This is a genomic window from Halomonas sp. TD01 (assembly GCF_923868895.1).
Taxonomy (GTDB): domain Bacteria; phylum Pseudomonadota; class Gammaproteobacteria; order Pseudomonadales; family Halomonadaceae; genus Vreelandella.
The window spans coordinates 2,163,292-2,188,511 of record NZ_OV350343.1 but is presented as its reverse complement, the minus strand read 5'-3'; the positions used below and the strand labels follow the sequence as shown (position 1 = coordinate 2,188,511).

Annotated in this window: 27 protein-coding genes; 11 read left to right on the top strand and 16 right to left on the bottom strand. The window is 50.4% G+C overall.

Features of this window, described 5'->3' with window-relative positions:
- Nucleotides 1-54: 54 nt before the first annotated feature.
- From crcB (L1X57_RS09895) to L1X57_RS09885, 3 genes are read left to right on the top strand one after another with little or no spacing between them, the layout of a single operon-like run.
- Nucleotides 55-441 carry a fluoride efflux transporter CrcB gene (gene crcB / locus L1X57_RS09895; protein ID WP_009721397.1) on the top strand — a complete coding sequence of 129 codons (387 nt, stop codon included), beginning with the start codon at nucleotides 55-57 and terminating at the stop codon, nucleotides 439-441.
- Nucleotides 438-824, top strand: a complete 387-nt coding sequence (gene crcB, locus L1X57_RS09890; protein ID WP_009721396.1) for a fluoride efflux transporter CrcB — start codon at nucleotides 438-440, stop codon at nucleotides 822-824. Before crcB (L1X57_RS09895) ends, crcB (L1X57_RS09890) begins: the two co-directional genes overlap by 4 nt.
- Before the next feature lie 13 nt (nucleotides 825-837).
- The gene (locus tag L1X57_RS09885; RefSeq protein ID WP_009721395.1) at nucleotides 838-1,812 is read left to right on the top strand and encodes an arsenic resistance protein; all 975 of its coding nucleotides are present in this window, start codon (nucleotides 838-840) and stop codon (nucleotides 1,810-1,812) included.
- A 51-nt stretch (nucleotides 1,813-1,863) separates the two neighbouring features.
- On the opposite strand, the gene L1X57_RS09880 is transcribed toward L1X57_RS09885, so the two are convergent.
- Both L1X57_RS09880 and L1X57_RS09875 read right to left on the bottom strand, forming a co-directional pair.
- Nucleotides 1,864-2,721, bottom strand: a complete 858-nt coding sequence (locus L1X57_RS09880) for a universal stress protein (RefSeq protein ID WP_009721394.1) — start codon at nucleotides 2,719-2,721, stop codon at nucleotides 1,864-1,866.
- 19 nt (nucleotides 2,722-2,740) lie between these two features.
- Entirely contained in the window at nucleotides 2,741-4,231 is a 1,491-nt protein-coding gene (locus L1X57_RS09875; protein WP_009721393.1) for a SulP family inorganic anion transporter, read from the bottom strand.
- 542 nt (nucleotides 4,232-4,773) lie between these two features.
- On the opposite strand from L1X57_RS09875, the gene L1X57_RS09870 reads away from it, so the two are divergent.
- The 5 genes from L1X57_RS09870 to L1X57_RS09855 all read left to right on the top strand — a co-directional run bounded on the left by L1X57_RS09870 (nucleotide 4,774) and on the right by L1X57_RS09855 (nucleotide 8,765).
- A complete protein-coding gene (locus L1X57_RS09870; protein WP_039868499.1) occupies nucleotides 4,774-5,787 on the top strand; it encodes an isocitrate dehydrogenase in 1,014 nt (337 codons plus the stop codon).
- A gap of 99 nt (nucleotides 5,788-5,886) precedes the next feature.
- Nucleotides 5,887-6,456 carry a sigma-70 family RNA polymerase sigma factor gene (locus L1X57_RS09865; protein ID WP_009721391.1) on the top strand — a complete coding sequence of 190 codons (570 nt, stop codon included), beginning with the start codon at nucleotides 5,887-5,889 and terminating at the stop codon, nucleotides 6,454-6,456.
- Nucleotides 6,457-6,468: 12 nt separating this feature from the next.
- The gene (locus L1X57_RS18805) at nucleotides 6,469-6,684 is read left to right on the top strand and encodes a zf-HC2 domain-containing protein (protein WP_009721390.1); all 216 of its coding nucleotides are present in this window, start codon (nucleotides 6,469-6,471) and stop codon (nucleotides 6,682-6,684) included.
- A 115-nt stretch (nucleotides 6,685-6,799) separates the two neighbouring features.
- Nucleotides 6,800-7,369 carry a DUF3047 domain-containing protein gene (locus tag L1X57_RS09860; protein WP_234667701.1) on the top strand — a complete coding sequence of 190 codons (570 nt, stop codon included), beginning with the start codon at nucleotides 6,800-6,802 and terminating at the stop codon, nucleotides 7,367-7,369.
- A gap of 127 nt (nucleotides 7,370-7,496) precedes the next feature.
- Nucleotides 7,497-8,765, top strand: a complete 1,269-nt coding sequence (locus L1X57_RS09855) for a methyl-accepting chemotaxis protein (RefSeq protein WP_009721388.1) — start codon at nucleotides 7,497-7,499, stop codon at nucleotides 8,763-8,765.
- 60 nt (nucleotides 8,766-8,825) lie between these two features.
- Here L1X57_RS09855 and L1X57_RS09850 read toward each other — a convergent pair whose 3' ends face one another.
- The 5 genes from L1X57_RS09850 to dksA form a co-directional block, all read right to left on the bottom strand.
- Nucleotides 8,826-9,476, bottom strand: a complete 651-nt coding sequence (locus L1X57_RS09850; RefSeq protein WP_009721387.1) for a peroxiredoxin — start codon at nucleotides 9,474-9,476, stop codon at nucleotides 8,826-8,828.
- Between the two features lie 102 nt (nucleotides 9,477-9,578).
- Nucleotides 9,579-10,616 carry a CNNM domain-containing protein gene (locus L1X57_RS09845; RefSeq protein WP_009721386.1) on the bottom strand — a complete coding sequence of 346 codons (1,038 nt, stop codon included), beginning with the start codon at nucleotides 10,614-10,616 and terminating at the stop codon, nucleotides 9,579-9,581.
- Nucleotides 10,617-10,730: 114 nt separating this feature from the next.
- Complete coding sequence (gene folE2 / locus L1X57_RS09840) at nucleotides 10,731-11,615, bottom strand: GTP cyclohydrolase FolE2 (protein WP_009721385.1); 885 nt, start codon at nucleotides 11,613-11,615, stop codon at nucleotides 10,731-10,733.
- On the bottom strand, nucleotides 11,615-12,745 hold the full coding sequence (locus L1X57_RS09835; RefSeq protein WP_009721384.1) for a CobW family GTP-binding protein: 1,131 nt from the start codon (nucleotides 12,743-12,745) through the stop codon (nucleotides 11,615-11,617). Before L1X57_RS09835 ends, folE2 begins: the two co-directional genes overlap by 1 nt.
- On the bottom strand, nucleotides 12,745-13,230 hold the full coding sequence (dksA, locus tag L1X57_RS09830; RefSeq protein ID WP_009721383.1) for an RNA polymerase-binding protein DksA: 486 nt from the start codon (nucleotides 13,228-13,230) through the stop codon (nucleotides 12,745-12,747). The genes L1X57_RS09835 and dksA overlap by 1 nt, the downstream gene beginning before the upstream one ends.
- A 102-nt stretch (nucleotides 13,231-13,332) precedes the next feature.
- Between dksA and L1X57_RS09825 the strand changes: the two genes are divergently transcribed.
- Nucleotides 13,333-13,992, top strand: a complete 660-nt coding sequence (locus L1X57_RS09825; RefSeq protein WP_009721382.1) for a DUF1826 domain-containing protein — start codon at nucleotides 13,333-13,335, stop codon at nucleotides 13,990-13,992.
- Nucleotides 13,993-14,067: 75 nt separating this feature from the next.
- Nucleotides 14,068-14,670 (top strand): inorganic diphosphatase, encoded by a 603-nt coding sequence (locus tag L1X57_RS09820; protein ID WP_009721381.1) that lies wholly within the window; start codon nucleotides 14,068-14,070, stop codon nucleotides 14,668-14,670.
- Here L1X57_RS09820 and L1X57_RS09815 read toward each other — a convergent pair.
- Nucleotides 14,667-15,820, bottom strand: a protein-coding gene (locus L1X57_RS09815; protein ID WP_143759676.1) for an IS3 family transposase whose coding sequence is annotated in 2 segments (ribosomal slippage) — nucleotides 14,667-15,577 and nucleotides 15,577-15,820 — 1,155 coding nt in all. Because the reading frame shifts where the segments join, the coding sequence is not laid out codon by codon here. The two genes, L1X57_RS09820 and L1X57_RS09815, sit on opposite strands and share 4 nt — an antisense overlap.
- Before the next feature lie 42 nt (nucleotides 15,821-15,862).
- On the opposite strand from L1X57_RS09815, the gene L1X57_RS09810 reads away from it, so the two are divergent.
- Nucleotides 15,863-16,012, top strand: a complete 150-nt coding sequence (locus L1X57_RS09810; protein WP_009721378.1) for a hypothetical protein — start codon at nucleotides 15,863-15,865, stop codon at nucleotides 16,010-16,012.
- Nucleotides 16,013-16,147: 135 nt separating this feature from the next.
- Here the strand turns inward: L1X57_RS09810 and L1X57_RS09805 are convergent, their stop codons facing one another.
- The 8 genes from L1X57_RS09805 to L1X57_RS09770 form a co-directional block, all read right to left on the bottom strand.
- Nucleotides 16,148-16,759 (bottom strand): LysE family translocator, encoded by a 612-nt coding sequence (locus L1X57_RS09805; RefSeq protein ID WP_009721377.1) that lies wholly within the window; start codon nucleotides 16,757-16,759, stop codon nucleotides 16,148-16,150.
- 143 nt (nucleotides 16,760-16,902) lie between these two features.
- The gene (locus L1X57_RS09800; protein WP_009721376.1) at nucleotides 16,903-17,370 is read right to left on the bottom strand and encodes an S-ribosylhomocysteine lyase; all 468 of its coding nucleotides are present in this window, start codon (nucleotides 17,368-17,370) and stop codon (nucleotides 16,903-16,905) included.
- 54 nt (nucleotides 17,371-17,424) lie between these two features.
- Nucleotides 17,425-17,772 carry a putative quinol monooxygenase gene (locus L1X57_RS09795; RefSeq protein ID WP_009721375.1) on the bottom strand — a complete coding sequence of 116 codons (348 nt, stop codon included), beginning with the start codon at nucleotides 17,770-17,772 and terminating at the stop codon, nucleotides 17,425-17,427.
- 85 nt (nucleotides 17,773-17,857) lie between these two features.
- Nucleotides 17,858-18,313 carry a DUF302 domain-containing protein gene (locus L1X57_RS09790; protein WP_009721374.1) on the bottom strand — a complete coding sequence of 152 codons (456 nt, stop codon included), beginning with the start codon at nucleotides 18,311-18,313 and terminating at the stop codon, nucleotides 17,858-17,860.
- A gap of 27 nt (nucleotides 18,314-18,340) precedes the next feature.
- On the bottom strand, nucleotides 18,341-19,018 hold the full coding sequence (locus tag L1X57_RS09785) for a haloacid dehalogenase type II (RefSeq protein ID WP_009721373.1): 678 nt from the start codon (nucleotides 19,016-19,018) through the stop codon (nucleotides 18,341-18,343).
- Between the two features lie 133 nt (nucleotides 19,019-19,151).
- The gene (locus L1X57_RS09780; protein ID WP_009721372.1) at nucleotides 19,152-20,585 is read right to left on the bottom strand and encodes an aspartate aminotransferase family protein; all 1,434 of its coding nucleotides are present in this window, start codon (nucleotides 20,583-20,585) and stop codon (nucleotides 19,152-19,154) included.
- 84 nt (nucleotides 20,586-20,669) lie between these two features.
- A complete protein-coding gene (locus tag L1X57_RS09775; RefSeq protein WP_009721371.1) occupies nucleotides 20,670-22,166 on the bottom strand; it encodes an NAD-dependent succinate-semialdehyde dehydrogenase in 1,497 nt (498 codons plus the stop codon).
- Between the two features lie 236 nt (nucleotides 22,167-22,402).
- A complete protein-coding gene (locus L1X57_RS09770; RefSeq protein WP_009721370.1) occupies nucleotides 22,403-25,180 on the bottom strand; it encodes an aminotransferase class I/II-fold pyridoxal phosphate-dependent enzyme in 2,778 nt (925 codons plus the stop codon).
- Nucleotides 25,181-25,220 lie beyond the last annotated feature (40 nt).

Genomic DNA, 25,220 nt, shown 5'->3' with positions numbered 1-25,220 from the left:
AGGGTGGGTGGTACACTTAGCGGCCTATTAACGCGTTCAGTTAAAGGAGTCACGATGGGGCATGGTATCGCGAGCATGCTACTGGTAGCACTTGGCGGCGCGTTGGGCGGCATGAGTCGCTATGCCGTGTCTAACCTTATGGCCCACCTGCTGGGCAAAACCTTCCCATGGGGCACCTTACTGGTGAATGCCAGCGGTGCGTTTATAGCGGGCGGGCTACTCGGATACTACGGCGTGCCAACCACACAGCCGCTGTGGCTATTTGCTATTGCAGGCCTGTTAGGTGGCTACACCACTGTTTCTTCATTTAGCTTACAAACTATTGAGCTATGGCAAAGCGGCCAAGCGCTGCGTGCCGCCTTAAATATTGCCGCTACTTTACTGCTGGGCATGGTGATGGTCACGCTCGGTTGGCTATTGGCTATGGGGTTGCTGCTATGAGCTGGCAAGCTTACCTAGCCGTCGGGATTGGCAGCGGGATTGGCAGTGCACTTCGCTACGGGGTATCTCTCGTGTCTTTGGCAGCGTTTGGCGGCTATTTCCCCTGGGGCACGCTATTAGTTAACGTGCTGGGCTCTGGGGTCATCGGTTGGGTTGCCGCTACCGCCTCGCGTTTTCCTAACGCCAAGCTGGCGCACTGGCAGCCGCTGTTAGTCGCCGGCTTTTGTGGCGGCTTTACCACGTTTTCACTTTTTAGCCTGGAAACCTTGCACCTTATTCAGCAAGGACTCTCTGGGCTAGCGCTGCTTTATATATTCGTCAGCCTACCGCTTTGGTTACTGGCGGCCTGGCTAGGAGAACGTATAGCGCTTTCTCGTCTATAACCGTAGGTATTTTATGCGCGAGCAGTTAGAGCGGCAGCAGTCCTGGGTTTACCTGGGGTTTATCTGCCTAGGGCTTATGCTGGGCCTAATAGCCCCCATACTCGTGTCATCGTTTGAACAGCTGCTATGGCCGCTGCTCGGTGTTCTGCTCTACGCCACCTTTACTCAAATACCGCTATTAGATATCAAGCAAAGCGTTGCCGATACACGCTTTATGGCAGCGCTGCTGATGGGCAACTTTATAATCATCCCTGCGCTACTCGGGGTGTTGGTGCTAGGTCTTTTAGTACTGGGGCTGCCACTTCCCCCACCGGTGATAGCTGGGGTTTTGCTAGTGCTGCTGGTGCCTTGCACCGATTGGTTTATTACCTTCACGCACTTAGGCAAAGGCGATGCCGCCCGCGCTGTCGCGGCAACGCCGCTACTGCTGGTCATCCAAATGGTCGCGTTGCCCGTTTATCTTTGGCTATTTTTAGGCGGCGAGTGGTTTCAGCTAACTTTTTCTACCGACTTTCTCAGCGCCTTTGCTGGCTTAATTATGCTGCCCTTGGGATTGGCATGGCTGACGAAATTAGCGGCCCAGCGCTATCACGCCATTGAGCACGTCACTGAACAGCTTGGTTACTTGCCAGTGCCGCTGCTGGCATTGGTAGTATTGGTCATTGCGGCAACACAGGTTAATAGCGTGCTAGCGCTTACCCATGTATTGGTACAGGTAGTGTTTATTTTTGTGGGCTATTTAGTAGTGGCGGCATTTATAGGTAAAGTGCTGGGCAGGCTATTTAAGCTTCCCGCCACTAGCGCCCGAACACTTGCCTTTAGTTTTAGTACGCGCAATTCGTTTGTCATGTTGCCTATTGCGCTTACTCTGCCCAATGGATGGCAAGCTGCAGCAGTTGTTATTGTTTTTCAATCGCTAGTGGAGCTATTTGGCATGGTAGTGTTGATACGCTGGGTACCCGGCAAGCTAATTCCAAGCCACCTATAAAAAAACGCCGGCCCCTTAGCGTGGTGACCGGCGTTAAAGCGTGCGTATTGTTTAACGCAATATCAGCACCGGTATTCGGCTACCGCGTAACATCGCCGTTGTAGTACTACCAACCAGCAAGTGGCGAATACGCGAGTGGCCATAGGCGCCCATCACTAGAAGGTCGATAGCATGCTCCTTCTCGTACGCTTGCAAGGTGTCGTCTACCTCACCGGAGCGGATGGCGCCTTCGGCTTGGTGGCCAGCGTCGCGTAGCGTAGTCAGCGCCCACTCAAGTTCGCTGCGGTGCTCTGCAGTTTCAGCACCCACAATCAGCACATGGCATTCGGCACCTGCAAATAACGGCGAGCGCGCCAGCATCTCCACCCCTTTCCGGGCAGTTTTGCTACCGTCAAACGCAATCAGTACCTTTTCAGGTTGCTTAAAGGCTTTAGGCACCATGAGAATTGGGCGGTGCATTTCACGCACCACACGCTCAAGGTTAGAACCTAGGTGGCCGCTGGCATGGTGAGCCGTTTCGCCACGCTTGCCTACCACCAATAAACGAATGTCTTTCTCTAGCTCTACCAAGGTTTCGACCAGCGTGCCGTTAAGCTGGCGAACAATGGGATCAACGACCCCATCTTCCACTGCCCGTGCCTTAGCAGCTTCCAACATGAGCTTGCCTTGCTCACGGTTCACCTTGGCGCGCTGCTCATCAAGCTCGGAAAGCTCTTTCATCAAGCGCTCGCGGGCACCAAACCTTAGGTTACCTGACAAATTTTGTTCTTCTGGTACAACAGAATGATTATCCACCACATGCACAAAGCTAAGCGGGGCATTTAATGCCAAGCTTGCCCAGGCGGCGTAGTCACAGACGCTTTCTGCATATTGGGAGCCGTCAATCGCGGCGAGTACATGTTCAGTCATATCGCTCTCCTTGCGGTAGTTAGTGGCCGCCCATCAGCTTTTCAACCGCTTCAGGATCGTTGTGTACCGCGTAACGATCTACCACGGTGGCACTGGCTTCACTCAAGCCCACTAGTTCGACCTCGGTACCTTCACGGCGGAACTTAATCACCACGCGGTCCAGGGCCTGAACAGCGGTAATATCCCAGAAGTGGGCACGGGAAAGGTTGATGGTGACCTTATCGATGCTCTCTTTAAAATCGAAGGCGGCAATAAAACGCTCAGAAGAGGCAAAGAACACTTGGCCAACCACTTGGTATTCACGCTCTTTACCGGGCTCTACTTCTTTCGAGCCGATATACATGATGTTGCCGACTTTGTTAGCAAAGAACATCGCCGCCAACAGCACACCAACAAACACGCCAATAGCCAAGTTGTGTGTGCCTACTGTTACGACAACGGTAGCTACCATCACAACGTTGGTGCTCATCGGGTGTTTTTTCAGATCGCGAATCGATTCCCAACTGAAGGTACCAATCGACACCATGATCATGACTGCCACCAACGCTGCCATGGGAATCTGCGAGACCCAATCAGCAAGGAAGACCACCATCATTAATAGCGCAATACCAGCGATTAACGTTGAAGTACGGCGACGGCCACCCGATTTAATGTTGATCACTGATTGGCCAATCATCGCACACCCCGCCATACCACCGATCAAACCAGCACCGATATTAGCGATACCTTGACCTTTACACTCGCGGTTTTTATCACTTTTGGTGTCGGTTAAATCGTCAATAATGGTGGCTGTCATCATGGATTCCAGCAGTCCCACCACGGCCAACATTAGCGAGTAGGGCAATACGATCATTAATGTTTCGAAATTCAGCGGCACATCAGGCCACAAAAACATTGGCAAGCTATCCGGCAGTTCACCCATGTCACCTACACTGCGAATTTCCATGCCAGTCACCATGTAAACAACAGTGAGGACGACAATACATACCAACGGCGATGGAATGGCTTTGCCAACCACAGGCACATAGGGAAAACCGTAAATGATGGCTAAGCCTGCAATCGTCATGACATATACATGCCAAGTAACGCCGGTTAACTCAGGCAATTGGGCCATAAAGATAAGAATTGCTAGCGCGTTTACAAACCCGGTAACCACCGAACGAGACACAAAACGCATTAGCTCAGCAAGCTTTAAGTAGCCTGCAATAATCTGTAGTACACCAGTAAGCAGCGTGGCCGCCAACAGGTACTCCAAACCGTGCTCTTTTACCAGCGTAATCATCAACAACGCCATGGCACCGGTTGCAGCAGAGATCATACCCGAGCGCCCACCAGTGAAGGCAATGATGACGCAGATCGCAAAGGAAGCATAAAGGCCCACTTTGGGGTCTACGCCCGCAATAATTGAGAATGCAATGGCTTCAGGAATCAGCGCAAGCGCAACGACAATCCCCGCAAGGGTGTCGCCCTTGAGGTTAGAAAGCCAAGATTGTTTAAACTTTTCGTACATGCGAAGGGTCCATGGTTAAGGTTTGAAGATTGGCCAAAAGCGGGCAGACAACGCCACCAAGCATTGGCACGCTGAGGATGTACCACTTTTTATTGTGAAGATAAGCTGGCGTTTGATACTGAGACGACCACGCACTACATGATATGAGCGCGGCTAAATTTAAGTACCAGAAAGCAATGACAGCGCGATGAATGCGCAGCCATTGCCTTAAGAAAGGCAGGGAGCTAGGGCGGAGTCATCAGCCCAGAATAGATGTGAGTAAATGCGGTCATTAGTAATATTCTGTACGGTTGCAAATAAGCAAGGTGCGACAAAGCGCAATATTCTAACAGCATCATAGCCGCATTGCATCTCACGCCACTCTCGTAGTCCTCACTGAGACACACAAACACGCCCTCACCTCTACTTAGGCAGGGTGACCTCGCGCCTGATTGTGGCGTACCATTGCGCCACCAAAAACGATGACAGTTGCCAACGTTTTATGTTGAAGCGGCACACACATTCACGTGCCGAATATGCCCGCCAAAGAGGAGAAAGAGATGATGAGCCAGTCAATTGCGGTGATTAAAGGCGACGGTATCGGCCCCGAAATTATGGATGCAACCCTGCGCGTGCTTGATGCGCTGGAGTGTGGTCTGAATTATGAGTTTATCGATGCTGGCCTGGCGGCGCTCGAAAAACACGGCACGCTAATTCCTCAGGAATCGCTTGATGCCATTGAGAAATACGGCATTGCCCTGAAAGGCCCGCTGACCACACCCATTGGCAAAGGCTTCTCCTCCATCAACGTGCAGCTACGTCGTCACTTTGACCTATACGCCAACGTGCGCCCTGCTATCAGTTTCCCCGGCACGCGCTCGCGCTACAACGACATCGATATGATTACCGTGCGGGAAAACACCGAAGGCGCCTACCTCTCTGATGGCCAGGAAATGATTGATGACGGCAATACCGGCATTTCAGTCATTAAGGTGACCCGCCATGGTTCCGAACGTATTGTTCGCTATGCGTTTGAACTAGCAAAAAAGAACGGCCGTAAAAAAGTGACCGCCGTACACAAAGCTAACATCATTAAAACCAGCTCTGGCCTATTTTTGGATGTCGCTCGGGAAATCGCTAAAGAGTATCCAGAGATCGAATTCCAGGAAATGATTGTGGATAACGCCTGCATGCAGCTGGTGATGAACCCCCACCAGTTTGATGTAGTCGTCACTACCAACCTGTTTGGCGATATTCTTTCCGACCTCTGTGCCGGGTTAGTCGGCGGTTTAGGCTTGGCACCAGGCGCTAACATCGGCGAAAAAGCCGCTATTTTTGAAGCGGTTCACGGCTCAGCACCGGATATTGCCGGACAAAAAATTGCCAACCCTTGCGCCTTACTGCTGGCAGCCGCCCAAATGCTCGAACACTTGGGCATGAACGAAAAAGGCGACGCTATTCGTCACGGAATTCGTGCAGTGTTGGAAACGCGCCGCGACATGGTGACACCCGACATGGGCGGCACCGGCACCACCGATACGTTTGCCCAAGCGCTCGTAGAGCACTTAACCGCTTAACTGTTCAAGCGCTTCTCCCCCATCACCGCAGCGTATTTTACGCGGTGATGGGATCTTTGAGCTTTAAGCCTGACTTTTATTAGCTTAGGGAAGCTCACATTGCCTATCTCCTCTCATCAAACTGCAGAACACTTCAGTCTTATCCGTCCTCGCCTGCTTGCATTTGCACGCTTGCAGCTTAGGGAGAATGCTGCCGCCGAAGATGCCGTTCAGGAAACGTTACTCACCGCGTTTGAAAAAACCGGTTCATTTGAAGGGCGCTCAGAATTTGAAACCTGGGTATTTGGCATCTTAAAATTTAAGCTTCTTGACCATTTGCGTCAGCAAAAAAAACAGGGACGCTGGCAGCCGCTAAATGACTCAATAGACGAGGACACGTTAGATCGGCTATTCAAATCAAACGGGCATTGGCAGCCCAGTGCCCGTCCTCATGACTGGGGAGAACCTGAACATATTTTAGAGAATCAGCACTTCTGGCAAGTGTTCGATGCCTGTTTAATAGCGCTACCCGACAGTATCGCGCGAGTATTTACCTTACGAGAACTGATGGGATTATCGACACAGGATATTTGTAAGGAACTCGACATAACAGAAACTAACTGCTGGGTTATCTTACACCGAGCACGGTTAAGGTTAAGAGCGTGCTTGGATAACGGCTGGGTTCAGTAGGAGCCAACAACGATGCTAATGTGCCGTGAAGCAACACGTTTGATGTCATTTAAACAAGATAGAGCACTCACTTTTCGCGAACGTGCTGCACTCCGCATCCATCTCTCTATGTGCAGCGCCTGCCGCGCCTGTGCCCGCCAGTTTGACCTGCTTCATACAATAGGCAGCCACCACCCCACTACGTTAAACCAATCAACCGATAACGAGGGGCCTCATGAACCCCGCTAACGTTTTCCATAAACAGAGAACTGCGCAGAGAGCAGTAGTAACATGCCTGGTTTCCGCGCCATTCTTGTTTTCTGTGGCCAATGGTCAAGAGATACGCTTTACACCCAACCAAATCATGACTTGGCCCACTCGTAGCTTTGAAGGCGAAACACGCTATTCAATTGTTGAAAAATCAGGCCAACGGGTGCTTGAAGTCAATGCTCAGGGGCAGGCCTCGGCACGCTACCTCGAGCGCGATATTGATTTAAATGAAACGCCCTATCTTCACTGGTGCTGGCAAGTAGACTCAACCTATCCGGGCGTTGATGAAACGACCAAAGCGGGCGATGACTATCCCGCACGGGTTTACGTAGCTCACAAGACGGGCATTCTGCCTTGGCAGATCGAATCGGTTAACTATGTCTGGGCCTCTACTCAACCCCAGGGTGCTTCGTGGCCAAATGCATTTACTGACCGAGCGCAACTGATGGCCTTGCAAAGTGGCAATAGCGCGGTTGGGGAATGGGTGGCAGAAGTACGCGATGTCCGTGCTGACTACCAAGCACTTTTTGGCAGTGCCCCTAGCCAAATCAGCGGCATAGCCTTAATGAGCGATGGTGATAATACAGGCGGCAACGCCACCGCGTGGTTTACCCAACTAGGCTTTTCTAGCCTTCACACTCCCCCGGCATGCCCAAATAGTTAGACAACGCTGGCACCCTATCTCTCTTTATTTTTATACAAATCCATTACAAGTAAGTGCCTTTTATTAAGATCTGATCTATTATCAACCTATTCACGGATAACAACAGACCAGATTTAAGGGACTACCAATGCTCGCATATTTTACTTCTGACGCCTTACGTAGCGCCCTAAACCAACATACTGCTTGTATCTACTTTTCATCGGAAGGCATTATCCAAGAGGCTAGTGAGCAATTTTTAGCCTCTATGGGTTACTCATTAGCTGACATTAAGGGACATCATCACCGTATTTTTTGTTTTCCTGAAGAAACGTCCAACCGTCAATATGATGATTTTTGGAAATCACTTGCAGCCGGTGAAAGCCAACAGGGGCGCTTTCGGCGCGTGAATGCACTTGGCGAAGAAGTATGGCTTGAGGCTACCTATTTACCGATTAAGAATCGACGTGGCAAGGTTGTGCAGATTTTTAAAGTAGCCAACGACGTGACCAAAGAGCACCAAAACGCCGCTAGCGAACGCTCCATTCTTCAAGCTCTAAATAGCTCAATGGCAGTGATTGAATTCACAACCGACGGCTATATTCTGGATGCCAACACTAATTTTGAACAAGCAATGGGGTACCCACTGCACAAAATTCGTGGCGAGCATCACCGACTTTTCTGCGATAGTGATTTTTACCGAAAACACCCAGACTTCTGGCAACGCTTAAGCCAAGGGGAGTATAAACAGGGTAAGTTTTTACGCCTAAATGCCAAAGGAGACACCGTTTGGCTGGAAGCTACTTATAACCCTATCTTTGATGACGAAGGTAACGTGGTAAAGGTGGTTAAATTTGCTACCGATATCACCCAAGCAATGCTGGCAACAGAAGCTGCTAAAGCCACGGTAAGCAGCGCCCAAGCATCGTCTAGCCAGACCGAGCGAATTGCCCAAAATGGGTTAACCCATCTGCAAACTGTGCTTTCTGACTCACAACATGTCGCCCATACGCTCAACGAAGCACAGCAGCTAATCACTGCGCTAAACCAACAAGCGGAGCAGATTAACAAAATTACTGCATCAATCGCGCAAATTGCCAGCCAAACAAACTTGCTTTCATTAAATGCAGCGGTGGAGGCAGCAAGAGCGGGTGAACAGGGTCGTGGATTTGCTGTTGTAGCAAACGAAGTACGCCAGTTAGCCAAAGGGTCAAGTGAAGCGGTGAGCGAAATCACTCGAGTTCTAAAAGAAAATAATGCACTTGTCGCACGCACCACCCAGGCAATGCAGCAAGTGGTCAAGCAGGGTGAAACCAGTCAAACGAGTGTTAAAGAAATAGCGTCAATTGTGAGTGAAATTTTACAAGGCGCGCAGAATGTATCTCACTCTATCGAACGGCTCGCTTTAGCACCTTCATAAGAAAAAACTCGCCATTTTCATGGCGAGTTTTTCAGTCTTAAACGAGACAGCGTTAACTAATTAACGCAATTTCGTTTTACGCAGGTACGGCAGAACTGCCTCGAACTCACCGAATTTCTGCTTGGCATCTTCATCTGACACGCTCGGCGGAATGATAACATCCTGACCAATCGTCCAATCAGCAGGCGTGGCAACACCATGTTGTGCCGTGGTTTGCAGGGCATCTAGTGCACGCAAAATTTCGGCAAAATTACGCCCTACTGTCATGGGATAGGTCATGGATAGTTTCAGTTGCTTATCTGGCCCGATAATAAACACCGAGCGAACAGTGGCACTGTCGGCTGGTGTGCGGCCATCAGGTAGATAAGCTTCTTCTGGCAGCATGTCGTAAAGCTTCGATACGGTTAGCCCGTCATCAGCGATGATCGGAAAGTCGACTTCACTGCCGCTAACGGATTGGATGTCGTCACCCCAGCGTTTGTGGTCTTCTACGCCATCCACAGAAACGCCAATGACCTTGGTGCCGCGCTTTTTCCATTCTGCGCTGAGGGTAGCAACAGCACCAAATTCGGTGGTACATACTGGGGTAAAATCTTTAGGGTGAGAAAACAGGATTGCCCAACTATCGCCAATCCAGTCATGAAAACGAATCGGGCCTTGGCTAGTTTCTGCTTCGAAATCTGGCACTACCGAATTGATACGTAATGACATCGTTCCTCCTCATTAGGGTCAAGTGACCTTAATACCTTATATGACTTTCAACGCCTTCACTATAGAACGTTTTGTACTATAGCAATGATACACACGCTGTATTCAATCAAGCGACTTGTCGTCTTTCTCTTCCCGCTTAATGCGTTTTACCCAGCGCTGTTTTGCATAATGGCGCAAGTTCGCCACACTGTCGGTTTCATCGACAATATCTTGACCTAATATAGTCTCAATAATGTCTTCCAGGGTGATAAGGCCCACAAAAGTGCCGTGTTCATCATAGACCACCCGCATATGCAGATGGTCTTTTAACATCGACGTAAACACCTGCTCGACATTGTTCGAAACGTCTACACTGCCAATCGGATGCATCAGTTCACGCATGGTTTTGGCGTCATCAGCGTGATACATATCAGCCTTATGCACATAACCAAATGCCTGCTCGCCGTTATCCATCACGGGGAAACGAGTGAATGGCGTTTTGCCATACTGCTCGTCAAACTCCTTAACCGTCATATTAGGTAACACCGTTTCACAGACAGTACGGGGCGTCATCGCTTTATTGACCGCAATTTCATGCAAATTCAGCATGTTAATAATGGTGCGTGACTCATCCGCATCCAATACTTTCTCTTCCAAACCTACCCGCGCCAGCACTTTAATTTCATCGCGCAAATCAACGTCATGTTCTGACTTTCCTAAACGGCGCGTAATCTGTTCGGACATCCAGATAAACGGTAGCAATCCAATGATCATAGGGTTCAGTAGCCGTGGCAACACGGGGGATAAACCTCGCCAATAGGTAGCACCAATCGTTTTCGGAATAATTTCGGAAAGAACTAAAATCAGCATGGTCATGACGGCAGACACAATGGCAATAGATGCTTCGCCAAACACGACCGCGGCCTGCGCCCCCACTGCCGTTGCACCGACGGTATGCGCAATGGTGTTGAGAGTTAAGATCGCGGCCAACGGCCGATCAATATGCGTTTTTAGCTTGGTCAGCGCTGCATGAAGTTTGGGATTATCTTCTTTTTGCTTGGCGATATAGCTTGGCGTAATAGACAGCAGCGCCGCTTCAAGGATAGAACACAGAAAGGAGAGCGCGATTGAAATGGTAGCAATCGTGATGAGAAGGAACATGAGAGCTCATAGTGATGGATGATGCGTCGTATATAAGGCCACGGGAGCCTAGTGTCAATGAGCAAACACACCTTTTGACATCTTTATTTTCATTCAACCTGCTAACGACATTTCTCACCACTGCCATTCGCATCTCGCTACCGCATCGTGGGCGTGCAAACTTTCAGCATGAACCACCTTTAGCTGGAAGCCTGAAATATCAGCCATCTTTCTCAGCGCTCGATCTAGGCGCTTTGCCGCATCTTCACAGAACATCAGATTCTGGCCATTGGCAAGGGCAAATGCCTGCTCATCGATACGTTTAACCGCTGTCTGTAACGCTGTCCCCAGGGCGTTTTCAATACGCTCAATAAGCTCAGCAAGCGGTATTTCACCGTTACCCGCCAGCCGTATGGAACAGTGAGCGACGCTGCGCTGGCTATGCGGCGTCGCGAGAACGCCCTCTTCACTCCCCAACCACGCAAGTACGGCCTGCTTGGTTAACGGTATCTCTTCAAAATCTTCCGCAAACGCTTGCTGAATTAGCTGCCGCGCTAATGCAGCGGAACAGGGGCATGTTGAGGAGTAACCAACGCATACGTCTAGCTCTACCTTGAAACCTGACGGTGTGAGCTGGCTGCGCAGTGTAAACGGGTAGCCTTTCCAACCTGACAAAGGGCTGATGAGCGCATCACGCTTAAGCAACACGTCCCCACTAAACGTTAGGTAAGCGCTCTCAGATAACGCCTGGTGGCTCTCCAAAAAGGTGCCAAGAACGCGATGAAGTAACGTAGGCGTTAGTGGCTGGTATTCTAATGCATCCAATGCGGTATACAGCCGTGACATATGGATACCACGAGCATCAGCTTCTTCAAGGCTAACGCCGGCTGACACATTGGCGTTTACCTGGCTTCCCGCCAGCTGTACTGGCAAAGCAATGCCTTCCATACCTACCCAGGAAAGCGTGCCCGGGAAACGGGCCGGTTGTTGGGCAATATCAGGTAAGGTAAAAGCCGTCATTAAATTGCCTCGTTAGTGGGTGAGATCGTTGATGAGATCGTTGGTGCGACAGAGGGTGTGAAAAAACTATAAAGCTCGCCCACAGTGGCAGGCGCGACGTTTTGAGTAATGAAAACAAACCGAGAAATGCGGTCACTAACACAATGCATAGGCAGGGGCGTCGGCGGATGAAAAATGTGCTGGACGCCATGCAACGCCAACGGTTCCTCTCGATCGGTAAGGTGCACAATTGCTTTAATGCGTAGCATTTTCTCGCCCATCAGCAACATCAACAGATCTAGCCAATTTTCTAGAGCCTCTGGCGTAATTAGCGCCTCGACGCAAAAACAAAACGCATTGATATTCTCTCCATGACGAGTCAACGTTGGCTGACTAGTGGGCTGCATAAAAGCAGCGCTATTGACACTCTGCTGACTCTTCTCATGCTCGACATCTGTGGCATAGAGAACGCTATAACGTGCTGATTTAAGCCACTGGTCTACCTGGTATCGTTGAGAATCGCGACGCAAAAGCCCTGCGCCTACCAACAACTCAGGCGAAAGATTACCGTTCACTACCTGCCACTGCTCTGCTGCCGGATTGATGGACGCCAGTTGGTTAGCCAGTGGTGTTAGGCGGACTTCGTCGACCAGGTCAGTTTTGGTGATGAGTAATCGGTCTGCTATCGCTACCTGACGCTGTGACTCACGATGCGCTTGCAACGTTGACTCACCGTTCGCGGCGTCTACACAGCACACCACGCTATCCAACTGGAAACGGTGAGCAAGCCAATGATCGGTCATTAACAGCTGTAAAATCGGTGCGGGATCGGCAAGACCTGTGGTTTCAATGACAACACGGGCAGGTGCTGGCTTTCCTTCTGCCAGAAGCGCGTCAATGGCCTGCTGTAACGTGCGGCTCAAGTCTCCTCGCAATGTGCAGCACAAACAGCCGCTACTCATCTCCACCACCGCTTGCTCATCACTTTGCGTAATCAACTGATGATCAAGACCAATATCACCAAACTCATTAATCACGATTAGCGTGTTTCGCATTGACGCTTGGCGTACCCAGCGATTGAGTAGCGTTGTCTTGCCACTACCTAAAAAACCGGTCAGCACGTTAACCGGTGTCAGCGTGGAGAACTGCATCACTCCCCCCTTGCCTTGCGGAAATGGTGCTCTTTACGCTCCTGGCGCTCCTTTGCTTCAATGCAAAGTTTTGCCGTTGGACGAAAAAGTAGGCGTTGAATACCAATGGGCTCGCCAGTTTCTTCACAGAAGCCGTACTCACCATTTTCGATACGCTGTAATGCTGCATCAATATTATTGATCAACCGACTTTCGCGATCTGCTTGGCGAAGTGACAACCGTAGCTCCTCCTCAAACGACGCCTGGTCAGCCTCGTCGCTATCTCTCTCATGGGAGGCGATAGCCGTTTTCACCTCGTTTAAATGCGCCTCAAGCTCCGCACGTTCGTTCAAAAGCCGCTGACGGAAAAACGCAAGCTGTGCGGCATTCATGTACTCGTCTGCTGATGAGGTCAACAGCAAAGCTTCCTCAGCTTTTTTTGCATCTAGGAATTCAGCGCCACTATCTGTTCTGGCAGTTATTGACTGATTGATATCGGGTTGCAATGTATGGCCTCCTATTGATAAAAACGTTATAACATAACAAATAGAGCTCTGCGACCTAACCTCTCAATGCTAATGCACTGCTAAACGTAACAGGAGACCTACATGCCCACCCCACACTCTTACCAGGCTGCATCTTGGGTACTACCACAACACGCCGCACTGGATACTGACATCAGCGTACTGCCACGTATTTTTGAAGAGCAGATTAATATCGCCATTCTGCAACGCGCCCTGCCCGCTGATGTAGCGCTAAGCGCAAACGCACAGTGTCAGACCTCGCGGGACTGGCAATACGCATGGCTTGGCAGCCCTACAGAGGACTTTAAAAATGATTTACGCCGTAAGCTACCTGAACCAGCAGCAGGAGAGCCGCTGGTTGACGATGTTGCAACCGTCGCTGAAGCCATCGCGTTCCTGTTTGATACCGATACTGTGGGCATTCGACTACGCTTATTAACGGCGGCGATGTGTCCACGTTTTCATTGCGACAACTTGCCAGTACGTTTAGTGACCACCTATGTTGGCCCAGGCAGCGAGTGGTTGCCTGAAAATGCGATTAACCGCGCAGGGCTGGGTGCCCCAACGCCTAGTCGCCCCGAGATTATCAACGACCCAACTGCCATTCAGCGTTTGCAGGCTGGTGACATCGCGTTAATAAAAGGCAGTGGCTGGGTAGGCTGTGAAGAACATGGCCTAGTACACCGCAGCCCTTCTTTGGATGAAGGACAAAAGCGGCTACTGCTAACCATTGATCCCGCTTAACGCCTTGAACTTGTCACTAATCCGTCATTCCCCCCTGATAAGGTTTGATAAATTAAATCGCTCATGGGAATGATCATGCATAACAAACTATTACTTGCAGGTGTCATAAGCATCTCAATGTTAACGTCCGCAGCGCATGCAGAGTCATTAGGCAATTTAGCTTTTTCTGAAACAACGCCTTATACCTCAAACATGACCCTGAAAGATGATTTCAACATTGTGGGCAATCACGATTTAATGGCGATGGATGCCATTAATAGCAATGGTTTTGCTAACGCCATTATCGAGATACCAACAGGCACATCTGCCAAATGGGAAGTTAGCAAAGAAGACCCAAACGCGGTTTATTGGGAGTATAAAGACGGCGAGCCGCGCGTCGTGAATTACTTGGGTTACCCCGGAAATTACGGCGCCATTCCTGGTACTGCCCTGCCCAAAGAACTTGGGGGTGATGGTGACCCATTGGATGTCATCGTATTAGGTCAGGCGATACCGCGCGGTGCAGTCGTTGATGTCCGCGTCATTGGCGTTTTAAAAATGCTAGATGACGGTGAACAAGACGACAAACTGGTGGCAGTACTTACCCAGGATTCACCGTTTGCTCATATTGAAAGTATGCAGCAACTCGATAGTGAGTTCCCTGGTGTTAGCCAGATTGAATCGCCCCGGATATTTTAGACACCCGTTAGGCTCTTAAAGTAACGCCTTTCATAATCAACCGGTGACAAGTTATCACTTGTGCCGTGTCGGCGCTTTGGGTTGTAAAACATTTCAATGTAATTGAACACGTCACGTCTAGCCGCTTCGCGTGTTGAATAAATCTGTCGCTTGATTCGCTCCCGCTTGAGAAGTTGAAAGAAGCTTTCAGCAACGGCGTTGTCATGACAGTTACCACGTCGGCTCATACTGCCTACCAAGCAATTCGCTTTCAGAAAGCTTTGCCAGTCTCCACTGCTAAACTGGCTCCCTTGATCCGAATGCACCATCACCGTTCCTTGTGGCTTGCGTCGCCAGACTGCTGATAACAAAGCATCCAGTGCCAACTCCGTAGTCATGCGAGACTTCATCGACCAGCCAATCACTTGACGGGAAAACAGGTCGATAACTACCGATAGGTAAAGCCAGCCTTCGTAAGTGCGGATGTACGTGATGTCCGTCACCCAAGCAATATTTGGCGCTGTTACTTCAAACTGACGGTCTAAATGGTTAGGGGATACGGCAGTCGGTTTCCCATCGCCATAGCCGCCAGGGCGTCGTCGATAGCCCGTCTGAGAGCGTAAACCTTCCCTATTCATAAGACGCGCCACACGGTGCTTCCCACAAGCTTCGCCAGCTTCACGCAAGTCCTGGTAGACCTTGCGATAGCCATATACACCGCCGCTTTCAAGCCAGGAGTGCTTGATCAATCCCAGCAAGCGCTCATCTTCCCGCGCTCGATTAGAGAGCGCTTTTTTACACCATGCGTAGTAACCGCTGGGGTGCACTGCCATCATCTGACACAAGCGACGTACCGAATATTGGCTCGAATAATTTTGAATAAACGCGTACCTCAGTCGGACTCCCTGGCGAAGTACGCGGTGGCCTTTTTTAATATGTCTCGCTCTTCTAATACGCGTTTGAGTTCGGCCTTCAAACGACGGTTTTCAGCTTGGAGATCATCATCCTCTTGCCGTTGTTCTACCGGCTTATCGTATCGCTTAATCCAGTTGTACAGGCTGTGACCTGACACGCCTAGCCGCTCAGCGACCTCGGCCACGCGATGGCCGCGCTCTACCACTTGTTTGACGGCTTCGATTTTGAATTCTTCAGTGTAGCGGGGATGGCTCATGGTTCCTCCTAGATACCTTTAGTATAGGGCCTGGAGGTGTCTATGAAACCTGGGGCGATTCAGATTGTTGATATCTGGTTTGCAAATTACAAAGGCCCTGATGGTGGTATGGAAGGTCTAGGGTTTGAAGATGCCGAATCAGCGTTAGCCGTACTAGAAGCAGCTGCTGAGAATTTTCAAGCCACGCAATAACCTGATCAAATAACACCGTCGTGGTTTAAATCGCTTAAACATCACTGCTCTACTGATAGAGCAGTGATGTTCTATGCCTTACCTTCTATGCCTTCCCCCATGTTTAACCATTAGCAATAGCGGCACTTTTACACTTCACGCTCTTAACGGAAGCGCCGCACCAATGGCGATGAAAATTCCACCACAAGTGCGATTAAAGCCGCGGCCTACGTGCTTCAACCAGTGGCGAATCCGGTTAGCCATATTGGCAAGCAGGCCTTCAACTATGCATTCAATAGCCACAAAGGTGCCTGCCAGCACAAAAAACTGCAGGATTAAACTACCTTGCGGGTCGATAAACTGGGGCAGAAACGCACTGAAAAACAGCAGTACTTTAGGGTTGGTAATCGAGGATAACGTACCTTGACGATACAGATGCCACCCGCTTGCGCGACTAGCCGTTACATCAATTTCCCCATTAATGGGCGGTGAGCGCCATAGCTGAATACCCAACCAAACAAGGTAAGCCCCGCCTACCCATTTCAATACGGTTAGCCAAATTACTGATGACTTGAGCAGTGCACCAATGCCAAATAGGCACAAGGCAATAATCAGGATGAACCCAGTAGCACCACCGGCGATGGTAAAGAGCGTTTTACGGCTGCCATGCAATGCACCATGAGTAAGCGCAAGCAGACCGTTCGGCCCTGGCGAAAGCGATAAGCCTATGCAGGCGACTAGGTATAACAGCCACGTATCCAATAGCATTTCAATGCCCCGCCAGCCAGTGAGTGTGCTTGTGGTGCCAGCATGTCACCGTTATTCGGCGTTTTCCATTGGTTAATGGACTAACACTAAAACGCCCCCAATAAGGAGGCGTATTACCGATATTACGTGCTTACATTGACCGTTTAAGCAAATACTTCGGTCCACTCACTGCGCTTAGCCAGCAAGCCTTTGGCTAGCTTTTGGGCACCTTCCAGGCTGTGGCTAGCGGCCCAGCCACACTGCATCTCATTGCAGGCGGGCACTTCTGTGGCGGTCAGCACGTCGTTGAGTGTTTGCTCGATAATGCTTAGCACGCCGTCATAATCATCGTGGTTAATCATCGCGATGTAAAAACCGGTTTGGCAACCCATCGGACTGATATCAACCACTTTGTCGGTGTGATTACGCGACATCTCAGCCATCAAGTGCTCCAGGGAGTGCAGCGCGGGCATCTCCATGTGCTCTTTGTTGGGCTGGCAAATACGCAGATCATACTTGTGAATACGGTCGCCATTTTGGCCTTCTTTAATATCGGCCAAACGCACGTAAGGTGCTTTTACCTTGGTATGATCCAAGTTAAAGCTTTCAACGTTCATTTTCTTTTCAGTCATGTTGGCTCCGTCATCTTGGTACAACGCTTACTTATTCTACACCTTTAGTGCTTTTTACACCTTGGGAGCATCAAAATTCCACGGTTCGTCGGTATAAACACACACATTGGCATCTTCAATATCGCCGTCGGGTGATTCGACGTGCTTAGCGAAAAAATCTTGAATCTCTTTGCGCTGACAGTGGGCTTCAAACTCTTCACGGCTAGCCCAAATTTCATGAAACACGATTGGGTAGCTGGTGCCCTGGGCAAACGGGTTATCGATTTGCCGAGTCACAGTGTAGTGAATACAAGCGTCTTCGCGATGGGTGTTTGGCTCTAATGATTGCAGCGCTTTAAATACCGCTTCTTCTTTTCCAGCTTTGGGCTTAAAGCTGGCGATACAATAAATTTTTTCCGACATGCTAGCTTCCTAACTGATTAAAAGGCCATCATTATGCGCGGCCATTGGGCATATTGACAGCCTTTACGCTGCTGCGTTCACGATACTACTGAGCCGCACTTTCGGCCACATCGCGCAATACATTAGCCACATTATCGAGCGGTAAATCGCACTCCTCCAGGCGGTGGCGCTCGGCGAGATAATGCGGGTCATTCCATTCGATACGCACGCCATCATCTGTTTCGCGCACGACCATTTTTTGCGGCAAATCTAACGCGACGCTGCCATTACACTGCATCATCGGGGTGCCAACGTTAGGATTACCGAAAATAAACGTCGTGGTGGCAGGCAGCGACAGCTCGTTGTTGGCAGCATTTTTAGCATGATCAATACTTGCCACCAACATAAGCCCTTTTTCCTCAAGTGCTGAGCTAAGCTGGCCGGTTACCTGCTCAAATGAGCTCTCACTATCAACATGCTCAATTCCCATTGAAGAGGATGCTAATGCAGGTTGAGCCATGATTGATAGGGCAGCTACTGCGGCATAGTAAGCAAAACGCATACAATCTCCTTAATATGTGGGATACCGTTATTTAAGTAAGCGGTAGGCGAAGGATTCAAGATCAGCGATAGTCATGTCTGGCTCTCCACCCCAGGGGTCGAACGGCGCATCAGGGTGGCGGCGCACCCAGGCGCTGTGTAAGCCTGCATGCGTTGCTCCAATCACATCAAAAGGATTGCTGGAAATTAGCCATGTATGTTCAGGGCGCGCTTCTAAACGTGTGCGCAAATAAGCATATACCGCGGGGTCGGGCTTGAAGCGTTTTACATCATCGACACTCACCACTGCATCCATATGGCTCTCCACGCCTGCGCGGGCCAACAGCTTAGTAACAGCTTCTTGGGTGCCGTTAGAAAATGCCACACAGCGAATTCCTGCATCACGCAGTTGGTCTAGGGCAGGCACCACGTCGGGGAATGCAGGTAACTCCGCATAAACCGCCATCAAGTGGTCATGATCGTTATCAGTGAGACCGCTCTGCATTGCGCGATCAGTGAAAACTAATGCCTCGCGGGTGCACTCTGAAAACGGTACATAGGCTCCCATCAAGCCATGGCGAAAGCTGTATTCCAGCTGTTTTTCCCGCCAGCGTTTAGCGAATTCCTCAGCTTTGGAGACATCACTAAGGCGTCGTTCTAGCTCAACCGTTACCCCTTGGGTATCAATGAGCGTGCCGTATACATCAAAAGCGAGTACCGGTTGCATGATAGCTCCTAGTCTAATGGGTCGAATAATGATGGGAGATAAGTGATCTCATGCATTTAGCATAGCTGCCCTTATCAAAAACAAAAACGCCGCTGCGATATAGGCAACGGCGTTTGGAGAGCGTTAAGCGCTATTAAATCGTAAAGGCGGCTTCTTGCTCACCGGTTTTAAGATCACCTGAACGCACCAGCTCATCGGTAACGCGGTCAATGGCACGCTTGGCGCGACCAATCATCTCGTCAACTTCACCACGGTTAATGGTCAATGGCGGTGCAAAGCCCAGAATATCGCCCTGTGGCATCGCACGAGCAATCAAGTTTTCTTCCATTGCCGCTGCGGCAACACGCGGGCCAACTTTCAACGCCGGGTCGAAATGCAGACGCTGTTTGGCGTCTGGTGAGAACTCGAGAGCGGCCATTAGGCCAACACCGCGTACGTCGCCCAGCAATGGGTGGCCTTCAAAGGTGGCCTTGAGCTGCTGCTGGAAGTAACCGCCAGTTTCAGCAGAGTTACCCACTAGATTTTCGCGTTCGATAATATCCAAGTTAGCAAGACCAGCGGCACACCCTAGTGCGTGACCTGAATAGGTCCAACCATGACCGATGGGGCCAAACTCTCCGGTACCCTGTTCCAGCACTTTCCATACTTTGTCGCCAACAATCACGCCAGAAAGTGGCTGGTACGCACTGGTTAGCCCTTTAGCGATGGTGACCAAGTCAGGCTTCATGTTGTAGTGGTGGCTACCAAAGTCAGAGCCGGTACGGCCAAAGCCACACACGACCTCGTCGGCAATCAATAGTACGTCATACTTGTTTAGCACTGCTTGAATTGCATCCCAATAGCCTTCTGGCGGGGGCACGATACCACCCGTTCCCAGAACAGGCTCACCGATAAATGCCGCAACGGTGTCGGGGCCTTCTTCCAGAATCATCGCTTCCAGCTTATCGGCACAGTAGGCAGAAAACTCGCGTTCTGTCATACCGTGCTGCTCTGCCGCGCGCAGATAGTAGTGCGGTGCTTCAGTGTGGCGAATGGTATCGATTGGCAGGTCAAAATGGTCGTGGAACGCTTTAAGACCGGTTAGTGAACCAGAAGCGATGCCGGAGCCGTGGTAACCGCGCATGCGCGAGATCACTTTTTTCTTCTGCGGACGACCTAGCACGTTGTTGTAGTAGCGCACAATTTTGAGCTGTGTTTCGTTCGCATCAGAGCCTGACATGCCGTAGTAAACTTTGGACATGTTCATGCCAGCGATTTTCAGAATACGCTCAGAAAGCTCGATCTGCGGCTCGTTCGAGTGACCCACATAGGTGTGGTAATAAGAAAGTTCTAGCGCTTGCTTATAGATCGCTTCGGCAACTTCAGTGCGACCATAGCCGATATTAACGCAGTAAAGGCCCGCAAAACCGTCGATAAACTCACGGCCATCTTTGTCTACGATATTAATGCCTTTGCCGCCAGTGATAACACGACCAGGCAAGTCGCCTTGGGCGAAGTCGCGAAGGTGGGTAGAGGCGTGAAAAGTGACTTTACGGTCGCGTTCGATCAGATCCTGATGCAAGCTCATAACGTTCTCTCTATACAGTAAACCTCCCCACTGTGTGGGGAGGATGCTTTAAATTAGTGAAACTGATTGGATAACTGTGTGCTGTTAACTACCAGACACTGAGCCCAAGGCTCCCAGGCAGTAGTACTTTGTTTCTAAATACTCATCGATACCTGTAGCGCCGCCTTCACGGCCAAGGCCGGACTGTTTCACGCCACCAAAAGGCACCGGCGGACCTGTCATTTTCACCGAGTTGACGCTAACCATGCCGTATTCCAGCGCACGCATTAGCTTCCAGATACGGCGAATATCATGGGTATAGATATAAGCCGCTAAGCCGTATTCAGTGTCATTGGCCATTTCAATGACTTCGTCGTCGGTACTATAAGCGGTAATACCGGCCACAGGTGCAAAGTTCTCTTCGCGCCAAACTTTCATTTGCGGTGTCACATTGGTCAACAGCACCGGCATAAAGAAGTTTTCGCCGGGCGCTTGGCTTTGGTCACCCGCTATCATAGTGGCGCCTTTGGAAATCGCATCATCGACAATCGATGCTGCTTTTTCGACAGCCTGACGGTGAATCAGCGGACCAAGGTCAACTTCTCCATGCAAGCCATTCCCCACGGTAAGTGCGGCCATACGCTCGGTAAATTGCTCAACAAATTCATCGTGGATGGATTCGTGAACCAGAATGCGGTTGGCTGCTAGACAGTCTTGCCCAGCCGTTTGAAATTTGGCCGACACTGCGGCATAGGCTGCCTCTTTGGGGTCCATATCCGGACCAACGATAAACGGCGCGTTGCCACCTAGTTCCAGCGATAGACGTTTGACCGTATTTGCGCTCTGCTCAATCAACAAACGGCCGACACGGGTGGAGCCTGTGAAAGACAGCGCTCGGATACGCGGCTCGCTGCACAGAATTTTAGAAACTTCTGCAGGATCGCCCAGCACGACATTAAAAATACCTTCTGGAATCCCAGCTCGCTCGGCAAGTTCTGCCAGTGCCAGCGCAGAGAACGGCGTCTCATTGGCAGGCTTGATGATCACCGGGCAGCCTGCAGCGAGTGCCGCCGCTGCTTTGCGGGTAATCATGGCCAGCGGGAAGTTCCACGGTGTAATCATCGCCGCAATACCTACCGGCTCCTTAATGGTGCCCAGTGATGCGTTGGGAATATGGCTGGGAATGGTTTCGCCGTAGGTGCGTTTACCTTCTTCAGCGAACCAACGCACGAAGCTTGCACCGTACTCTACTTCACCACGGGCATCGGGCAAGGGCTTACCCTGCTCCAACGTCATGATGGTGGCTAAATCTTCACGGTTGGCTTGAATCAAATCGTACCAAGCCAGCAAACGTTCGCAGCGTTCGTCGGCGCGAAGGGCGCGCCACTGTACAAAAGCGGCTTCAGCGGCATCTACGGCGGCAGTAATTTGTTCGGCTTCTAGCAACGGAATATGGCCAATGGCTTCATTTGTCGCGGGGTCATACACCGCTTCTTCGCGGCCGCCATCACCGTGGGTCCATTTACCGTCTACGTAGGCGTACTGCCGGAACAGACGCGGATCTTCCAAGCGCTTAGTGAGCGTGGTCGATAGTGTGGTCATGGGCACCTCCCCAGGTTGCAGCCAGTTACGGTGAAGCCAATCGTGGGCGACAAACCGTTGCACATAAAATATTGCAATAAATATAGGTAAGCAGCCCAACGTCTCGTTAGGCTGTTTCAGTGTGTCTAGCGTAAGGGAGATACCGCACGAAGTGTTTTTGAAAGGGCCGGAGAATTCCGGCACTTTTTTTGTGAAAGCCTACTTTATGGCGTTTTTTTCTGGCGGCGTCGTTTTTTTCACGCCTCTGCGGGGTTCAGCAGCGCTTCCTCGGTAAACACCACCAGCCCTAACTCCGGCCGATAGCCATGAATCTCAGTGACATCTAACGCCTGAAGAAAGTACAAAATTTCTTCACTAATCACCTGCCCCGGCACTAATACCGGAAATCCTGGCGGATAAGGGATGACAAAACTAGCCGACACAACATCACGTCCAGCACGCATCTGCGCCTGCAACTTGCCATTATCGAAACGTAGGTACTCGGTATTTTCTTCGTCGTAACTCAGAAAATAGGCGCAACGAATATCGCCCTGGGGCGTATCGGGATTCGGCCGGAAGGCATCGTGAAAGCGACTGAAGTCAGGCAACGGCGGCAGATCATGATTCAGCGAATGCACCTGATTTTCGATGATCTTGCGCTCGGGGCGGCTGCTGTCCTCCAAGCGATATTCAAACTCTTTGGCCAGCTTGATCAGTACATCCAGCAAGTAGGCAATCGACCCTCGCGTGGTGCCAATATTGGTCATGAACAGCACGGTGTTGCGTGAGGTCTTGTTAATTTGAATACCGTACTTATTCATCAGGTATTCGTTTTTGAACGTATCGCCATCAACCCCTGTATTGCCGATGGCAATAGTCACGCGGGAAGGGTCAACGACAAACTCGTCACGCGCCCAGGCTTCCTCCATTTTATTCCAACCCGTCACTGGGTCAAAATAGGACTCGACTCCCGACTCACGGTAAGCTTCGGGCACCATGTCGCTATTCTTCAATACGCGGAAATACTTCTGCAGCAATGGGTGAGTATAGAGTTGTTCGCGTAGCGAAAGAGCCGTCTCTACCTGCGCATGCACCAGTTCAAAACCTTCCATTTCCGCCTGCATTCGTCCCACATCCAGCGACGCGACAATCTGGTAATTGGGCGAGGTTGAGGTGTGGGTCATGTAGGCTTCATGGAAAGAAGCCTCCACTTTCTGGCGAAAATCCTGATCCCAAACGTGAATCATCGAACCTTGGCGCAACGAGGTAAGCGTTTTGTGGGTCGAATGAGTCGCATAGGTACGAATGCGCACCTCGTCTGGGTCGGGCATCAGCCGCTGGTCAAGCCAGGTCGCGTCGTCTTCTGGATCAAGCTTATCAAACTCAGCTTTCCAAGCCGCATACTCTTCTCGGTAACTCTCGCTGCGATAACGATCTCTCAGCGTACGTGCTGCATTCATGGCGGTACGTGGCCGGTAAGTCGGATTAAAACCAGCAAAGGCAAACCATGCTTCATCCCACAAAAACACTAGATCTGGTTTAATTGCCAAGCACTCTTCCATCACTCGACGCACGTTATACACAATGCCGTCGAAGGTGCAGTTGGTCAGCAACAACATCTTAACTTTGTGCAATTGTCCGGAACGCTTGTAGGACAGCAGCGTTTTCTTGATTTCATGCAGCGGCACCGCACCGTACATGGAATAATCGTCGAGTGGATAGGAGTCCAGGTAACTAACATGGGCACCAGCTAACACCATGCCGTAATGATGCGACTTGTGACAGTCACGGTCGATCAACACGATGTCTCGCGGCTTGATCAATGCCTGCACGACAATCTTGTTGGCGGTGGAAGTACCGTTGGTTACAAAGAAACTACGACGCGCCCCAAACGCCCGGGCGGCATACTCTTGCGCCTTTTTAATCGGCCCAAAGGGTTGCAACAGTGAGTCGAGCCCGCCTGACGTTGCCGACGTTTCAGCCAGAAAAATATTAATGCCGTAAAAATCGATCATATGCCCTGCCCAATGAGAGCGGGTTACCGACTTGCCCCTGGAAATGGGCATGGCATGAAACACCCCCGTGGGTTTTCTACTATATTCACGCAGGGCATCGAAAAACGGCGTGCGATAGCGATTATCAATGGCACGTAGAATCGTATGATGCTGCTCGATGTAATCCGTTTCACGGTAGAAGATACGGTTGAAGTGCTTAATATCTCGGCTCGCCGTGGCTTCGACATCGCCACTGGTAACCAGAAATTGATCAATTTCTGGACGCAGTTCATGAATCATCGAACTCAGCAGAATACTGCGTTCAGCTTCGCTATGGTGTTCCAGCTCATTTTCTGAGAGGCCTTCCAGATAATTACGCAAAGCGCTGAGGTTGTACTTTGATTTATACGGAAACTCGTAGCGGATCAGGCACGCCTGAATATTTGGGTTGACCAGTACAGCAATCAACGCATCTTCAAAGCTTTTTACCGTCACTACATCGTAGACAAAGCGATCTTCAGGACGGCGCATATTGTGGAACGCTTCACGCACCACGTCTTCTTCCTGGTTAGAAAGATTGTCCACTATTAACAGTTCAAAATAGGGCTGTGCCGAACTGTTAGACGCCGGGTGCCCACGGCGTAGCTGGTTAAGGGCATCAAGTGCCTCCATGTCTTCAGCACCAGCATCAGTCTCAGAAAGATCCACCTGCCGACGACGGTAGGACTCACTGATCAATGCTCTTACCAAACGCTTAACTACTTTATCCAACAGTGCATATTCACCACGATTGAATAGCGTCCAAAGGTGGCGAAAATCCTCTTTAGACGGGAATGCGTGGTAATCCTCAATGATTTCTAAACGTGTCAACTTGATGTCGATAGCTTTGATCAAGTTTTTGGCGCGACCTTCCTCTTTAAGGCGCGTCAAAATACCCAAATCACGTTTAAGCTCATTCCAGGTATCAGCACGAAGTTGGGAAATTTTGTGATAAAAACCCAGGGCGGTGTAGGAAGTTTCGGTTGGATTATTCTCTTGCATGACGACACCCATCCTTTGTAGGTATTTATCTGGAAAAGAC

Bases quoted from the DNA above. Each gene is read 5' to 3' on its own strand.
- crcB (WP_009721397.1), top strand. From the start codon at position 55: ATGGGGCATGGTATCGCGAGCATGCTACTGGTAGCACTTGGCGGCGCG.
- crcB (WP_009721396.1), top strand. From the start codon at position 438: ATGAGCTGGCAAGCTTACCTAGCCGTCGGGATTGGCAGCGGGATTGGC.
- L1X57_RS09885 (WP_009721395.1), top strand. From the start codon at position 838: ATGCGCGAGCAGTTAGAGCGGCAGCAGTCCTGGGTTTACCTGGGGTTT.
- L1X57_RS09880 (WP_009721394.1), bottom strand. From the start codon at position 2,721: ATGACTGAACATGTACTCGCCGCGATTGACGGCTCCCAATATGCAGAA.
- L1X57_RS09875 (WP_009721393.1), bottom strand. From the start codon at position 4,231: ATGTACGAAAAGTTTAAACAATCTTGGCTTTCTAACCTCAAGGGCGAC.
- L1X57_RS09870 (WP_039868499.1), top strand. From the start codon at position 4,774: ATGAGCCAGTCAATTGCGGTGATTAAAGGCGACGGTATCGGCCCCGAA.
- L1X57_RS18805 (WP_009721390.1), top strand. From the start codon at position 6,469: ATGCTAATGTGCCGTGAAGCAACACGTTTGATGTCATTTAAACAAGAT.
- L1X57_RS09860 (WP_234667701.1), top strand. From the start codon at position 6,800: ATGACTTGGCCCACTCGTAGCTTTGAAGGCGAAACACGCTATTCAATT.
- L1X57_RS09855 (WP_009721388.1), top strand. From the start codon at position 7,497: ATGCTCGCATATTTTACTTCTGACGCCTTACGTAGCGCCCTAAACCAA.
- L1X57_RS09850 (WP_009721387.1), bottom strand. From the start codon at position 9,476: ATGTCATTACGTATCAATTCGGTAGTGCCAGATTTCGAAGCAGAAACT.
- L1X57_RS09845 (WP_009721386.1), bottom strand. From the start codon at position 10,616: ATGTTCCTTCTCATCACGATTGCTACCATTTCAATCGCGCTCTCCTTT.
- folE2 (WP_009721385.1), bottom strand. From the start codon at position 11,615: ATGACGGCTTTTACCTTACCTGATATTGCCCAACAACCGGCCCGTTTC.
- L1X57_RS09835 (WP_009721384.1), bottom strand. From the start codon at position 12,745: ATGCAGTTCTCCACGCTGACACCGGTTAACGTGCTGACCGGTTTTTTA.
- L1X57_RS09825 (WP_009721382.1), top strand. From the start codon at position 13,333: ATGCCCACCCCACACTCTTACCAGGCTGCATCTTGGGTACTACCACAA.
- L1X57_RS09820 (WP_009721381.1), top strand. From the start codon at position 14,068: ATGCATAACAAACTATTACTTGCAGGTGTCATAAGCATCTCAATGTTA.
- L1X57_RS09810 (WP_009721378.1), top strand. From the start codon at position 15,863: ATGAAACCTGGGGCGATTCAGATTGTTGATATCTGGTTTGCAAATTAC.
- L1X57_RS09805 (WP_009721377.1), bottom strand. From the start codon at position 16,759: ATGCTATTGGATACGTGGCTGTTATACCTAGTCGCCTGCATAGGCTTA.
- L1X57_RS09800 (WP_009721376.1), bottom strand. From the start codon at position 17,370: ATGACTGAAAAGAAAATGAACGTTGAAAGCTTTAACTTGGATCATACC.
- L1X57_RS09795 (WP_009721375.1), bottom strand. From the start codon at position 17,772: ATGTCGGAAAAAATTTATTGTATCGCCAGCTTTAAGCCCAAAGCTGGA.
- L1X57_RS09790 (WP_009721374.1), bottom strand. From the start codon at position 18,313: ATGCGTTTTGCTTACTATGCCGCAGTAGCTGCCCTATCAATCATGGCT.
- L1X57_RS09785 (WP_009721373.1), bottom strand. From the start codon at position 19,018: ATGCAACCGGTACTCGCTTTTGATGTATACGGCACGCTCATTGATACC.
- L1X57_RS09780 (WP_009721372.1), bottom strand. From the start codon at position 20,585: ATGAGCTTGCATCAGGATCTGATCGAACGCGACCGTAAAGTCACTTTT.
- L1X57_RS09775 (WP_009721371.1), bottom strand. From the start codon at position 22,166: ATGACCACACTATCGACCACGCTCACTAAGCGCTTGGAAGATCCGCGT.
- L1X57_RS09770 (WP_009721370.1), bottom strand. From the start codon at position 25,180: ATGCAAGAGAATAATCCAACCGAAACTTCCTACACCGCCCTGGGTTTT.